The organism is Polynucleobacter sphagniphilus, from assembly GCF_001953355.1.
GTDB lineage: Bacteria > Pseudomonadota > Gammaproteobacteria > Burkholderiales > Burkholderiaceae > Polynucleobacter > Polynucleobacter sphagniphilus.
Window position 1 is genome coordinate 22,080 of the sequence record NZ_MPIY01000003.1, and the last position, 13,030, is coordinate 35,109.

14 protein-coding genes are annotated in these 13,030 nt (G+C 44.9%); 12 read left to right on the forward strand and 2 right to left on the reverse strand.

From position 1 onward, the window contains the following. Window positions 1–12 precede the first annotated feature (12 nt). Window positions 13–669, reverse strand: a complete 657-nt coding sequence (locus tag BOQ04_RS03810) for a 3'-5' exonuclease (protein ID WP_076023461.1) — start codon at window positions 667–669, stop codon at window positions 13–15. Next, window positions 666–2,495 (reverse strand): putative nucleotidyltransferase substrate binding domain-containing protein, encoded by a 1,830-nt coding sequence (locus BOQ04_RS03815; protein ID WP_076023462.1) that lies wholly within the window; start codon window positions 2,493–2,495, stop codon window positions 666–668. The genes BOQ04_RS03810 and BOQ04_RS03815 overlap by 4 nt, the downstream gene beginning before the upstream one ends. Window positions 2,496–2,657: 162 nt before the next feature. Here BOQ04_RS03815 and BOQ04_RS03820 point away from each other — a divergent pair, with 162 nt between their 5' ends. From BOQ04_RS03820 to ccmB, 12 genes are all read left to right on the forward strand, one after another. Then, window positions 2,658–3,638, forward strand: a complete 981-nt coding sequence (locus BOQ04_RS03820) for a quinone oxidoreductase family protein (RefSeq protein WP_076023463.1) — start codon at window positions 2,658–2,660, stop codon at window positions 3,636–3,638. Between the two features lie 144 nt (window positions 3,639–3,782). Then, window positions 3,783–4,205, forward strand: coding sequence for a hypothetical protein (locus BOQ04_RS03825; protein WP_076023464.1), 423 nt, complete (start codon window positions 3,783–3,785; stop codon window positions 4,203–4,205). A gap of 39 nt (window positions 4,206–4,244) precedes the next feature. Further along, complete coding sequence (locus tag BOQ04_RS03830; protein ID WP_143742149.1) at window positions 4,245–4,874, forward strand: lipid-binding SYLF domain-containing protein; 630 nt, start codon at window positions 4,245–4,247, stop codon at window positions 4,872–4,874. Window positions 4,875–5,017: 143 nt separating this feature from the next. Further along, window positions 5,018–5,872, forward strand: a complete 855-nt coding sequence (locus BOQ04_RS03835; RefSeq protein ID WP_143742150.1) for a metal-dependent hydrolase — start codon at window positions 5,018–5,020, stop codon at window positions 5,870–5,872. 64 nt (window positions 5,873–5,936) lie between these two features. Then, a complete protein-coding gene (locus tag BOQ04_RS03840; protein WP_076023467.1) occupies window positions 5,937–6,350 on the forward strand; it encodes a MarR family winged helix-turn-helix transcriptional regulator in 414 nt (137 codons plus the stop codon). A gap of 25 nt (window positions 6,351–6,375) precedes the next feature. Further along, the gene (locus tag BOQ04_RS03845; RefSeq protein WP_076023468.1) at window positions 6,376–6,930 is read left to right on the forward strand and encodes a flavodoxin family protein; all 555 of its coding nucleotides are present in this window, start codon (window positions 6,376–6,378) and stop codon (window positions 6,928–6,930) included. Continuing rightward, complete coding sequence (locus tag BOQ04_RS03850) at window positions 6,930–7,481, forward strand: cytochrome b (protein ID WP_076023469.1); 552 nt, start codon at window positions 6,930–6,932, stop codon at window positions 7,479–7,481. Before BOQ04_RS03845 ends, BOQ04_RS03850 begins: the two co-directional genes overlap by 1 nt. 1 nt (window position 7,482) lies before the next feature. After that, window positions 7,483–8,058 (forward strand): YceI family protein, encoded by a 576-nt coding sequence (locus BOQ04_RS03855; RefSeq protein WP_076023470.1) that lies wholly within the window; start codon window positions 7,483–7,485, stop codon window positions 8,056–8,058. A gap of 39 nt (window positions 8,059–8,097) precedes the next feature. Beyond that, window positions 8,098–8,673: a YceI family protein gene (locus BOQ04_RS03860; RefSeq protein ID WP_076023471.1), complete on the forward strand. Its 576-nt coding sequence runs from the start codon at window positions 8,098–8,100 to the stop codon at window positions 8,671–8,673. Window positions 8,674–8,885: 212 nt separating this feature from the next. Next, window positions 8,886–11,573 (forward strand): bifunctional acetate--CoA ligase family protein/GNAT family N-acetyltransferase, encoded by a 2,688-nt coding sequence (locus tag BOQ04_RS03865; RefSeq protein WP_076023472.1) that lies wholly within the window; start codon window positions 8,886–8,888, stop codon window positions 11,571–11,573. A 117-nt stretch (window positions 11,574–11,690) separates the two neighbouring features. Further along, complete coding sequence (ccmA, locus tag BOQ04_RS03870) at window positions 11,691–12,344, forward strand: cytochrome c biogenesis heme-transporting ATPase CcmA (protein ID WP_076023473.1); 654 nt, start codon at window positions 11,691–11,693, stop codon at window positions 12,342–12,344. Further along, window positions 12,341–13,006, forward strand: coding sequence for a heme exporter protein CcmB (gene ccmB, locus BOQ04_RS03875; RefSeq protein ID WP_076023474.1), 666 nt, complete (start codon window positions 12,341–12,343; stop codon window positions 13,004–13,006). The genes ccmA and ccmB overlap by 4 nt, the downstream gene beginning before the upstream one ends. Window positions 13,007–13,030: the final 24 nt, after the last annotated feature.

The window sequence follows — 13,030 nt, forward strand, 5'->3', positions numbered from 1 at the left end:
CCATTTTTATTTTTAAAGTTTAAGTAGCTGCCGCAATTTAATAAATGCCATGCCAGTCATAACCGCATCATTGATGGCATCATGCGCATCTCTGACAGGTAGACCTAGATCAGACATGATTTTGTTAAAGCGCAAATCAATATTGCCATTGCGTTCATTGCTGGGCAATTGACGATTTTTATAGTCATAGTACAAGGAGGATACTTCAATCTTAGGTTGGGGTAGGCCTAATCCCAGCATACGCCAGATCACTTTATTGAGCATTGCCAAGTCAAATTCAAGGTAGTAGCCGACAATGGGTCGACTACCAATAAAGTGCATCAATTGACTCACGGCCACTTCGGGATTTAAGCCATTGGCAACATCTAGTTCCCGTAAGCGATGAATTTTGACGCTCTCAGGAGAAACTCTTTTTTCTGGCTTCACTAATAGCTCTAGGCGCTCACTGGTCATGAGGGTATTGCCTACAATCTTGATTGCCCCAATCGAGATGATTTCATCTTTAGATACATTTAGTCCGCTTGTTTCGCAGTCAAGCACTACCCATTCATTTTGGGGAGGTGGCTCGAACATGAAGCGATACTGCTGATCTGCCAAATGAAACAGTAGCCATTCTCGCCAAATGGAGCGATATAGCTTTCGGATCACTCCTGGGGCTAACTTACTCATGCAAAGTCGAGACGAAAATGTTGGTGTAAAAATAGCTTGAATGACTTCACTACATTCAGGGAATCTTTTAGAAGATCACGCTCTAAACTGGAGAGGGCACTCATGTTCACTTCGCCACTAACTGGCTTACCTGTTTCTAGTTCGGCTAAACCACTATCAAGTTTGAGTCCCATTAAGACATGCAGTGATTCAATCACATCATTGGCAAGATCCTTGGGGATCTTATTTTTCTTGACTAGTTCGTGGACGCGTCCCTCGGTTGAGTTGGCCCAAATATGGTTTTCTAGGGCAAGCGATCGAACACCATGAACAATCGCAAAGATTCCAGCTTTTTTGAGATTGATGCGATTCTCAGAATGCTCGCCGCTCAAGGTGAGTAGGCGGTTCCACCAGCCTACCTCGGAAGAGATGGACTCAATTGCTGAAGTAAATCTCGCGAGCAATATTTGATTGTCATTGATGAGGTCAAACAAACCTTCTTTGACTATCTTCAATAATTGTATGTCACCACAGACTGCATGCGCATCTAGAAAGATGGCTAAATTCATGAGGCTTTCTGGGGTTGGATTGAGTAACCAGTTTTTGCTGGTACTGCTAAATTCACTCTCAGACATGCGCCAGTCAGCATTATTGACCATGATTCTTCCCGGACATTCTGGATAGCCAAAGCTCGTTAAGGCCAGGGAAAATTGTTCGCAAGCATTGATTACTTCCTGCGTAATGGGGTAGTCATTGCTAAGGATTAATCCATTATCTTGATCGGTCTTTAAGATTTGCTCGCCGCGACCTTCGCTTCCCATCACAAAAAGGCAGCTATGCTCAAAGAGTTCTGGGCTAGCAATTAAGGTCCAGGCCCTCTCAAATAATTTGGCATTTAACTCCTGCACCAAACGTGCAATCATGCCCACTTTGGTGCCATTACGATGCAATAGGCTAATGAGATTCGTGATTTGTTCTGCCGGTAGTCTTAAATCATCCAGTGTCGTTGCTTGGAATATTTTTTGAGCAACGAGAGATGAGCTATTTGCAATAAAACTGAGTAAATCTACTTGCTCTAAGATGCCCATGACTTCGCTGCCATCCATCACCACTACGCGATGAACTGAATGGCGAATCATGGTGGCTAATGCCTCATACAGGTGATCATTTGCTTGAACAGTAATGAGCTCGTAAATACTCAATGGTCCTATTGGAGTCGATTGAATCGGAAGATTTGCTAATAACGCTTTTTGTAGGGTAGTTGTTGTGAAGATCCCAAGTCCGGCACCTTCCCGGGCGCCTTCTCTTACCAGCACGCTAGTGGTCCGATGTTTCTGAAAAATTTCTACCGCTTCATAGATGCTGGTTTTGGCATCAACTATATTCACTGGGCGTAAAAAAGCTTGACTCACTTGAGCTAGGCTCAGGGAGTTCATCTCATATTGACTACGTCTTTTTGCCAAGGCATTTAATTTGTTGGAGAGGTCAGCAAAGATGAGGGCGCCAAAAGTAGCGTTGTCTGAAATCAGCTCTCGCACCGTTGCCTTTGCTAATTGATAGGCAATTACTTCTTCAGCAGCAATAAATTGACTAGACACTTTACCCGCCATTAAGCCTCGACCATCAAAGGCATCATCTGGGCCAAATACAGCCAATTCTTCATCATTTTCGTATTGACGCACAAATCCTTTGATGATGACAAAGAGATGGGTTGGGGTTGATCCAATGTCCAGAATAATTTCGCCTTGTTTGAAGTAGGCGATATCTACACTATCGGCAACTAGCCTTTGCTCCTGCTTGTTAAGGCAGTCAAAAGGAGAGGCGGAAAAAGGAAAGGCGTTAGGCATGTTTCATTTTATTGCTTAGGTGGTGCTAATGGTGCGACCTAGGCAAAAACCCCTATGTAAATCAAGCTTCTAGCGCCACAAAACCAATTTTCATGCAACTGATAAACGGGAATGAATGGCTTAATGTATGATTATTTTTCAAGAAAAATAAATAGGTGACACATGACAACAGCACGCGTAGTAAGTCTTACTGAAATGGGTAGTGCAGATGTAATTAAGTTGATTGATAAAGAACTGCCGCCTCCAGCAAAGGGCGAAGTTCAATTACGCCAAACAGCGATTGGTTTTAACTTCATCGACGTCTATCAACGCTCGGGAGTGTATCCATTGGATTTGCCTACTGGCTTAGGTCACGAGGCGGCAGGTATTGTTCAAGCTGTTGGTGAGGGTGTTGAACACTTCAAAGTCGGTGATCATGTCATGTATATGAATGCTGGCCTCGGTGCTTATGCCAGCGCTCGTAATGTACCTGCAGAAAAACTAGTTCCCATTCCCAAAGGGGTTTCGGATGAAGCGGCAGCAGCGATTTTTTTTAAGGCAATGACCGCACAATATTTAGTGCAAAAAACTTATAAAGTTAAAGCAGGTGATGTGGTGTTGGTTCATGCTGCTGCTGGCGGGGTCGGTCAAATCTTAGCGAGTTGGGCAAAGGCATTGGGCGCGTTTGTGGTTGGTACGGTAGGTTCTCCAGCCAAGTTTGCTGCTGCTAAGGAGGCGGGATGCGATGCGGTAATTGATTACTCAAATGCCACTTGGCCTGAAGAGGTATTGAAGGCCACTGGTGGTCGTAAGGCGAATGTGGTCTATGACTCTGTTGCCAAAACCACTTTTATGGGCTCTTTAGATTGCACGGCTCCTTTTGGTACGGTAGCTCTGTTTGGCGCAGCTTCAGGGCCGGCGCCTGACATTAACCCGGATATCCTGAATAAAAAAGGTTGCCTCTTTTTAACGAGACCTTCTGTATTCCCGCACAACGCTACTCCAGCACTATTTCAAGAAAATGCTAAAGCCGTTTTTGATGCGATTGAAAGCGGCAAAATCAAGGTTGAAATTGGTGGTAGATTTCCGCTGGAGCAGGCTGCTGATGCGCATCGAGCTGCTGAGGGTAGAAAATTATCTGGCGCCATTATTTTGGTTCCGTGATTCTGTCGACTTCACATCGGACGTAAATGAGAACCCCGTTTTAACGGGGTTTTTTTATAATGAATTGGGCTCAATGTCTCCTGTTGGCATTAAGATAAAAGGGATAAATGTTCCCGTTTTGCATCCCCCTAATGGAGAATGACAATGAATCAGAAATTGATTAAACATATATTGGCCACCAGCTTTTTGAGCCTGTCTTGTTTTATTGGCCAAATTGCATATGGGCAAATTCCAGATACACAACACTCTATGGGAGTTGCCTATATTTCAGGTGGTGTGGGTGAGGGTGAGGCCGACTCAATATTGGCAGAAGCCAAAGAGTGGCCTCTCATGTTGGAGCTTTCGCAGCTCGATGGCGGCAGGGGAATTTGGATTTTTGGTGCCCGCATTAGTATTTTTAATGGCAAGCGGCTGGTCTTTGATGCTGTGGCGGAGGGACCATATATTTTGATCAACCTAGATCCCGGTCAATACCTGATTCAGGCTGCTTATCAGGGTGTAGAGCAAAAGCGCTCAGTCTCTATTGCTTCTGGGCAAGCTCAAAAACTTTCGCTCTTTTGGAAATAAATTGGAATATCCAACTTTAAATAGTTGGACAATGTCTTCATGAAAATAATTGCCTACCCCCTCATTGCACTTTCCTTTTTGTTAATCGGATGCCAATCTACCGGCAAAGATGGTAAGCCGCTCACCCCGACCGAGATTGTGCAAAAGCGGGATGCCAGTATCAAAATGGCCCAGACCGGTTTGGCGGCATTTCTCAAGCAAGATCCTACCGCTAAAAAACTCATTTCTGAATCTGCAGGCTATGCAGTATTTAATACTACCAATGTCAATATCGTATTGTTGGTGGTTGCCAGGGGCCAAGGGGTTTTGTATGACAAGCGCCGTAAAGATCCTGTCTTCATGGACGCTCTCAAAACAGGTGAAGGTGTTGGTGCTGGTTATCAAGAGCAATATCAAATCATCTTCTTTAAAACACCTGGCGCAATTGATCAATTTTTGTTGACATCCATTGATGGACAAAAGGGTGGCGTGGATGTGGATGCCAATTTCTCAGCTGGGTCTGGCGGAGAGATTCGCTCTTTTAATCCTGAAATTACCTTCTATACAGTAGGCCTCTCTGGGTATGACTTGCAAGCAAACTATGGCGGCACACTCTATCTGGTGGATAAGCAATTAAACGATGCTCAGACCCTGCAGTCCTTACCTAGCAAGCCTGCCAGCAGCAAGTAAGGTTATTTCAATGCGCTCTTAATGGGGCGCACACCCAACTTCAATTTCTTTGCGTAAATTGGTGCGTTGCCGCACCGATTCAAAAGTGGATTCTGCGTTATCCTTTTCTGATTGAATAACCAATTCACAATCGGAGATAGCGTATGCGCAGCGTGTTCAGTTCAACAAAAAAGATGATTCAGGCGGGTTTATTGACCCTGTCTTTGTTCGGAATGGCTTCTTATGTGCAGGCGGTAGACGCTTCAGCAACAGCCAAAACAGACGTTCTCTGGTTTGGCCAGGCCGGCTTTCGGATTAAGACCCCAGAGGGGAAAATGATTTTGATAGATCCGTGGATCACAGAAGGACCCAAAACCCCGTTGATCTATAAAAATGATTTATCTGCAATTGGCCCCATCGATGTTTTGCTGGTAACCCATGCTCACGTAGATCATTTGGGTGATGCCCCTACGGTAGCTAAGACAAATAACATTAAGCTCTATGGCCCAGCTGATATGGTGACGCCTTTAATTACCCTTGGCATCTTGCCTGCCGAGCTTGGGCATCGTTTTAATAAGTCTGGTCAAGTAACGCCAGCACCGGGTATCAAGGTGACCGCAGTGCACGCCGATCACTCCTCATTATTAGTTTGGAAGAATCCAGCAACCAATAAACCAGAGGCGCATCCTGCCGGAGAACCAGTAGGCTACATCATTGAACTTGAAAATGGCTTCAAGATTTGGCATATGGGTGATACCGGCCTCTTTAGTGATATGAAATTTATTAGCGAACATTACAGGCCTGATTTGGTGATGGTTCCTATTGGGGGCAATTTCACAATGGGTCCAGCTGATGCGGCATACGCTCTACGCACTTGGATTAAGCCCAAGATGGTGATTCCAATGCATTACAACTCCAATCCGATGACCAAAGGGACTTTGGCTGAATTTCAAGAGGCTATGAAGGGCAGTAGCATCAAAATTGTGCCGATGACAGAGGGTCAAACGGTCCAGTTTTAATGGGGCTTGCATTTAGTTCGAGTTAGTACTAAAATAGTTCTAATACGAACTAAATTAGCAAACAGTGAACTTTTTACCAACCTTAAGAGACTTAGTTATTGTCTACCAAGCCTTTGAGCGTTATTCAGCGCCGAATATAAAGGCTTTGGGTTTGACGATGACTCAGTTTGATGTCATTGCTACGCTGGGAAATCAACCGCCCATGACATGCAAGGAGTTGGGGGAGAAGACCCTGGTAACTAAGGGGACTCTTACAGGAGTGCTTGAACGTTTAGAGCTTAAAGGGGTCATTTTTCGTGAGGCAAATTCTGGGGATGGTCGCAGTCAATTGATTGCCCTGACCAAAGAGGGTCAACAGTTATTTGAAAAAGTGTTCCCCGAGCATTTAGATTTTTTGAATCAAGCGTTTTCTAAATTATCGAATGAAGAGAATGTGGAAATTCAACATGCTTTAAAGAAGTTAAACAGCATTTTTTAATTTAAATTCAAGTGAGGATAAGAGAATGACTACAGTCGCCGTTGTATTTCATAGTGGTTATGGCCATACCCTTAAACAAGCCGAAGCGATCGCTAATGGGGCTGCAGGTACATTAATTGCAATTGATGCCGAAGGTAACTTAACAGATGCTCAATGGGAAATTTTGCATGCAGCAGATGCAATTGTTTTTGGTTCTCCAACCTATATGGGTTCAGTGAGTTGGCAATTTAAGAAATTTGCTGATGCAAGCTCAAAGCAGTGGTTTACCCAGCAATGGAAAGACAAGGTATTTGGCGGATTTACAAATTCAGCCACTATGAATGGTGACAAGCATTCCTCTTTGCATTATTTCTTTACATTGGCGATGCAGCATTCTGGTCTATGGGTTGGCACTGGCTTAATGCCTTCAAATTCAAAGGCGGCAAAGCGCGATGACGTCAATTATGTTGGATCATCTACGGGCGCGATGATGCAAACCCCTTCCGATGCCAGTGCTGACGAGGTCAATAAGGGTGACCTAGAGACGGCTCGTTTGTATGGCGAGCGTATCGCGAAAATTACAAAGCAGTTGCGTGGCTAATGAGTACCGTTCGCTATAACCCAATCTCGGTGGCATTTCATTGGCTAATGGCTGCAATTATTGTGGTAACTTGGTCTATTGCGATAGTTGTGAGTGATATGCCTTTGAGTCCTGCGCGCATTACTGGGTATAGTTGGCATAAGTGGCTTGGGGTGACGGTATTTTTTTTGGTGATACTGCGCCTAGTTTGGCGGGCAACGCACCTTGCACCTCAACTCGAAATAAAAATGCCAGTCTGGCAAGAGCGGGCGATGCAATTAACCCATTTTGCCCTTTATTTATTGATGATGGTAATACCCCTAGTTGGATGGCTGATGAGCTCTGCTAAAGGCTATACAGTAAATTATTTTGGATTATTTGAGTTGCCCGATCTACTGTCTAAAGATAAAGCTTTGGGACATCAACTGAAAGACTTGCATGAGTACCTAGCGGATATTTTGGTTGCTCTGGTATGTTTGCATGTGCTTGCAGCGCTAAAGCATCAATTTATCGATAAAGACGGTTTGCTTTCTCGTATGTCGTTTTGCTCTTGTAGCAAGAAGAAGGATTAATATGAAAAATTATTTTGCATCGACCTTAAGAGCTTCGGTGGCGATAGCGGCTACCCTTTTTGCAATCCAGGTATTTGCTGCCCAATACTCAGAAATTGATATCGCTAAAAGTAAGATTTCTTTTGCTAGTAAGCTAATGGGATCGAACTTAAGTGGAAGCTTTGGCAAGTTTTCTGGCAAGGTTACCTTTAATCCTGATGAACCAGAAAAAGCGAAGGCTAGCTTAGCGATAGATATTGCCAGCTTTACTGCAGGAGGTGAGGAATTGCAAGAAGAGGCTAAAGGTAAGGATTGGTTTAATACCAAAAGCTTTCCCACCGCTAATTTTGTCAGTGAGTCAGTCAAAAATTTGGGCGCTGGAAAGTTGGAAATTCATGGTGTATTAACTATGAAGGGCAAGAGCGAGCCTGTTTTGATTAGTGCCGCTTACCATGTGCAGGGCAAGCAAATGATCTTTGATGCTAACTTTCAGTTACTAAGATTGCAGTACGCCTTAGGTTCAGGAAGTTGGTCAGACACCTCTGCAGTAGCAAATGAGGTTCCGGTCAAAGTGCATTTAGTTTTAAATCAGAAATAAATCTTAATTTAGCTATTCTTTTTATTAACGGAGAAATGAATGAAATCCAAATTACTTATTGCTTTATTTGCAACCCTTGGCATGAGTATGACAGCCATTGCCGCCCCAGTAACTTATACCGCTGAAGCAAATCATACTTTTGCTCAGTTTGAATATAACCATCTTGGGTATTCCAATCAGACTAGTCGTTTCAATACGGTTACTGGTACGGTCACTGTTGATCCAGCTGCAAAAAAAGGGAGTGCAGATATCACGATCGATACCAAGTCTGTGGATACTGGATCTGCAGTCTTTAATGGTCACATCCAAGGCGAAGATTTTTTATCTACCACTCAGTTTCCAACGGCCACTTTTCAGTCTGATGACATGATTTTCAAGGGCGATAAACCAGTCGCACTGAAAGGTGTTTTGACATTGAAGGGCGTAAGCAAGCCAGTAACACTCAACATTACCAATTTTGCTTGCAAAAAGCATCCAATGAGTGGCGTTGATGCTTGTGGTGCTAACGCGGAAACTAAGGTTAAGCGCAGTGATTTTGGTATGGCTAAATATGTACCGGCTGTTGGCGATGATGTCACTATCCTGATCGCAATCGAAGCAGTGAATAAGCAGTAATTTTTCTGTAGTTGTAGGGTAAAAAGCCACCCGATGAGGTGGCTTTTTGCTTTCTAAACCACCTTGTAGATGCCTTAGAAACTTTTAGTCGGGCTTTTGGCTCTTGCTGTCCGTATTTATTATCGCAGTGCTGTCCAATTTACTTTAAATCAAATTACTATGCCTTAAATGCCTTCATACTGAACCTGTTCAAAACTGGAAATAAAGCGACTATGGATCAGCATTACCTCTCTTATTTATTTAAGCCAAAATCCATTGCTGTTTTCACAGGATCGCCTCAAGGTGATGACTGCGTTGATTATTCGAGAGCCTTACTGGAGATCTTGGGATCGAGTCATTTTGAGGGACCAATTTTTTATTTTGATATTTGTTTGCCCGATACCTTGGTGGGGCCTGGAAAGGCACACCCTGAGTTAGCCATTCTTTCTGTAGCGCCAGCTGATATGTTGAGTACTTTAGAAATGGCCGCACGCATGAAATGTAGGGCGGTCCTGGCGTTTGGATCTGGTGTTTCGCATGAGTTAGCCCAGGCTTTAGCGCAAGCTGCGCGTCGTCATGGCATACATATGCTCGGTCCAAATAGCCTGGGATTTCAAAATCCATTGCTTGGTTTGAATGCAAGTGTCATTGGGCCTTTAGCAAGTGTTGGCCCGGTGGCATTGGTTTCTCAATCTGGTGCTTTGGCCGCATCTATTTTGGATTGGGCTGCGCAAAATCAGGTTGGCTTTTCAATCGTTACTTCTATTGGGCCTCATTCTGAAGTGGATCTTGCTCAAGTGCTTGATTATTTAGCTTCTGATGGGCATACACACAGCATTGTGATTTATATGGAAGGCATTATCAATGCACGGGCATTTATGAGTGCGCTCCGTTCGGCGGCGAGAGCGAAGCCTGTAGTGGTGTTAAAGGCGGGCAGAAAGGCCGCAGCCAATCGGGCTGCACAAACGCATAGCGGGGCAATTGTCGGTAGTGATGAAGTATTTGATGCAGCCTTGCGAAGAGCGGGTGCAGTCAGGGTGAGTTCTTTTGTGGAGCTATTTTCTGCAGCGAAATGTTTAGCATCGCGCTATCGTCCTGTGGGTAAGCATTTGGCTGTCATTACCAATGGCGGTGGACCTGGCGTATTAGCGGCAGACTGGATTTCTGAGATTGGTCTTGAGCTTGGCAAGCTGTCCGCTGACTCGATGGAAGCTCTTAAGTCAAAGCTATCCGTTAATGCCAGCCTATCTGACCTAATTGATCTATCTGAAGAGGCCACTCCTGAGCACTATGCTGCTGCAATTGAGGCGGCGAATCATGATCGAAGTATTGATGGAATTCTAGTGATCCATTCTCCTAAAATAGGGGTCAATGGCTTAGCAATTGCACAGGCGATTGTTGATGTGAAGAAAGATATCGGTAAGCCTTTGTTATGTTGTTGGATGGGTGACTCCACTGTGCTGGAAGCGCGTGAACTGATTGCACATGCAGTCATGCCAAGCTTTAGAACGCCCGAGGCAGCCGTGGGTGCCTTTGGCAATATTGCTAGTTTTTATCAGAACCAACTTTTATTGCAGCAAACGCCGCCACCCCTATCGGATCTCGCTAAGCCAGATATAGAGGGGGCACGCTTATTAATTGAGAATGTCCTTTCAGAGCGGCGCAATATTCTTACTGAGATGGAGTCTAAGGCACTCTTGGCGGCGTTTCACATACCAGTGACTCAAACCATCTTGGCTTCTAGTGCAAACGAGGCAATGATGATTGCAACCCAGTTGGGTTATCCGGTTGCTCTAAAGATTGACTCACCCGATATTAGTCATAAATCGGATGTGAATGGAGTGGCATTAAATGTCATGAATGCTGCAGGAGTGCGAGATGTCTTCGGCAATATTATTGAGAATGTTGCCATCATGGCGCCTAAAGCCCGCATTAATGGAGTTACCGTTCAGAGAATGGTAAGAAATAAAAGAGCGCGAGAGCTCTATATTGGCTTGGTGAATGATGAACCATTTGGCCCCATGATTGCGTTTGGTGCCGGCGGCACCATGATTGAATTGTTTAACGATCGCACGATGGAATTGCCTCCTTTAAATCAGTATCTCGCACATCGCATGATTGAGCGGGCTAGGATTGCTGAAACATTAGGTGATTGGCGTGGCGCCAAGGCAGTAGACATAACAGCCTTGGAGCATATATTGCTCAGGGTTTCTGAGATGGCGTGCGAGTTGCCTCAATTGCGTGAGATGGATATCAATCCGATCATTGTCGATGAGTCTGGTGCGGTGGCTGTAGATGCGCGCATTGTGATTGATCGCACTAGTACGCTAAGTGATGGTCAATCGGGCTCCTATGGACACCTTTCTATACTTCCATATCCTTTGCGTTACGAGCAAACATGGTCATTAAAAGGTGGCGGCGAGTATGTCATTCGCCCTATTCATCCCGATGATGCAACGATGTTGCAGGAGTTGGTGGGTGGTTTATCTCCAGAAAGTCGCTACTTCCGTTTTGTGGCGACTATTTCTGAGTTATCACCAGCTATGCTCGCGCGTTTTACCTTAATTGACTATGACCGTGAAATGGCTCTAGTTGCTGTTTTGAGAGAGAGAAAAGTCAATGAAGAGGGAATTTCAGTGGAGACGCAAAAAATTATTGGTGTATCTCGATACATTACCAATCCAGACGCCATCAGTTGTGAGTTCTCCCTGTTGGTTGCCGATGAATTTAATGGCAAAGGTTTAGGTTCCCGTTTAATGATGAGCATCATGGATGTTGCTCGTGATAAGGGCTTAAAAGAGATTGATGGCTTAGTACTTGCCAATAACCCAGGAATGTTGAAATTGATGTCTAGCTTGGGCTTTAGTATCAATGAGTTTGCAGAGGATCCAGATTTCAAATTGGTAAAACATGCCCTATAAATCAATGGCGATCTTGGTGGGAGCCTAATCTAGGGGCAAATAAGAAATTAAGGGTTTGACAGGCTCTGAAGGCTCTTGGACAATGATTGGGGCGCTTAATGCCCAGTCTTTCTATCCATGACTACCCTCTCTTCCACCTCCCTGCCTGAATCACTGATTAATCATAATTTTCAGGCAGATCGATTGTCGTGTATGCGCGGAGATCGCATGCTATTTACTGGCATCGGATTTCAATTAAAGGCTGGGGAGTGGCTCCATGTACGCGGTGAAAATGGGGTTGGGAAAACAAGCCTATTACGATTGCTAGCCGGCCTATCAAAACCTCTTGAAGGAAGTATTGATTGGAACGGCATTTCTATAGAGGCAGATCCAACCAGTTACCGACGTGAGTTATTCTTTTTAGGTCATCGTGATGCCCTCAAAGATGATCTAACCGCGTTTGAAAATGTGCTGATTGCTTCGGCCTTGGACGGCTCAGCCGTTTCTCAGGACCAGGCATTGAGCGCGCTCTGCCGCTTTGGCTTGCGAGGGCGTGAACTTTTGCCGGTCAGTTGCCTATCAGCCGGCCAAAAGCGTCGAGTCATTTTGGCTCGCCTTTTACTTCGCAAGGCAACGCTTTGGATTTTGGATGAACCTTTTAATGCCTTGGATAGTAGGGCGGTTGAATTGCTGTCCAACTTAATTGCAGAGCATCTTGCTAGCGGTGGAATGGCGGTATTAACGAGCCATCAATCCATCCCGTTGCCCAATGCAAAGGTGCTGTCTTTATGAGCGCTTTCTTTGCAATCATTCGCCGTGATTTATTGCTGGTGTTTCGTCGCAAAAGCGAGGTACTGACAATTTTGTTCTTTTTCATCATTGTGACCAGTCTATTTCCGCTGGGGATTGGAGCTGATTCTGGACTTTTGCGCAAAATAGCGCCGGGCATTATTTGGGTAGCAGCCTTGCTGGCCACTATCTTGGGGCTTTCACGCTTATTTACCAGCGATTATGCCGATGGAACTCTAGAGCAAATGACTTTATCACCGACCCCACTCGTTTTGTTGGTGGGGGGTAAAATTACAGCGCATTGGATCGTATGCGGCCTCCCTTTGGTGCTGCTCGCTCCAGTCATAGGAATTCAGTTTGATTTGAATTCAGAGACCTTAGGGACGTTGATTTTGGCTTTATTACTAGGTACACCGATTTTGTCTTTGATTGGCGCTATTGGCGCAGCGCTTACTTTGGGGGTGAGGGGCGGTGGCGTCTTGCTCAGCCTTTTGGTTTTACCCTTATATATCCCCGTGCTGATTTTTGGAGCGGGTGCCGTTTTTGCATCCAGTGTTGGCTTGGACGTAAGTGGCCATTTCTCCTTATTGGCGGCATTATTGGTTTTATCCCTTGCTTTTGCACCTTGGGCTACTGCCGCTTCCATTCGAATTGCGATTGAATAACGCTTATGTATTCATCTCCTCGCA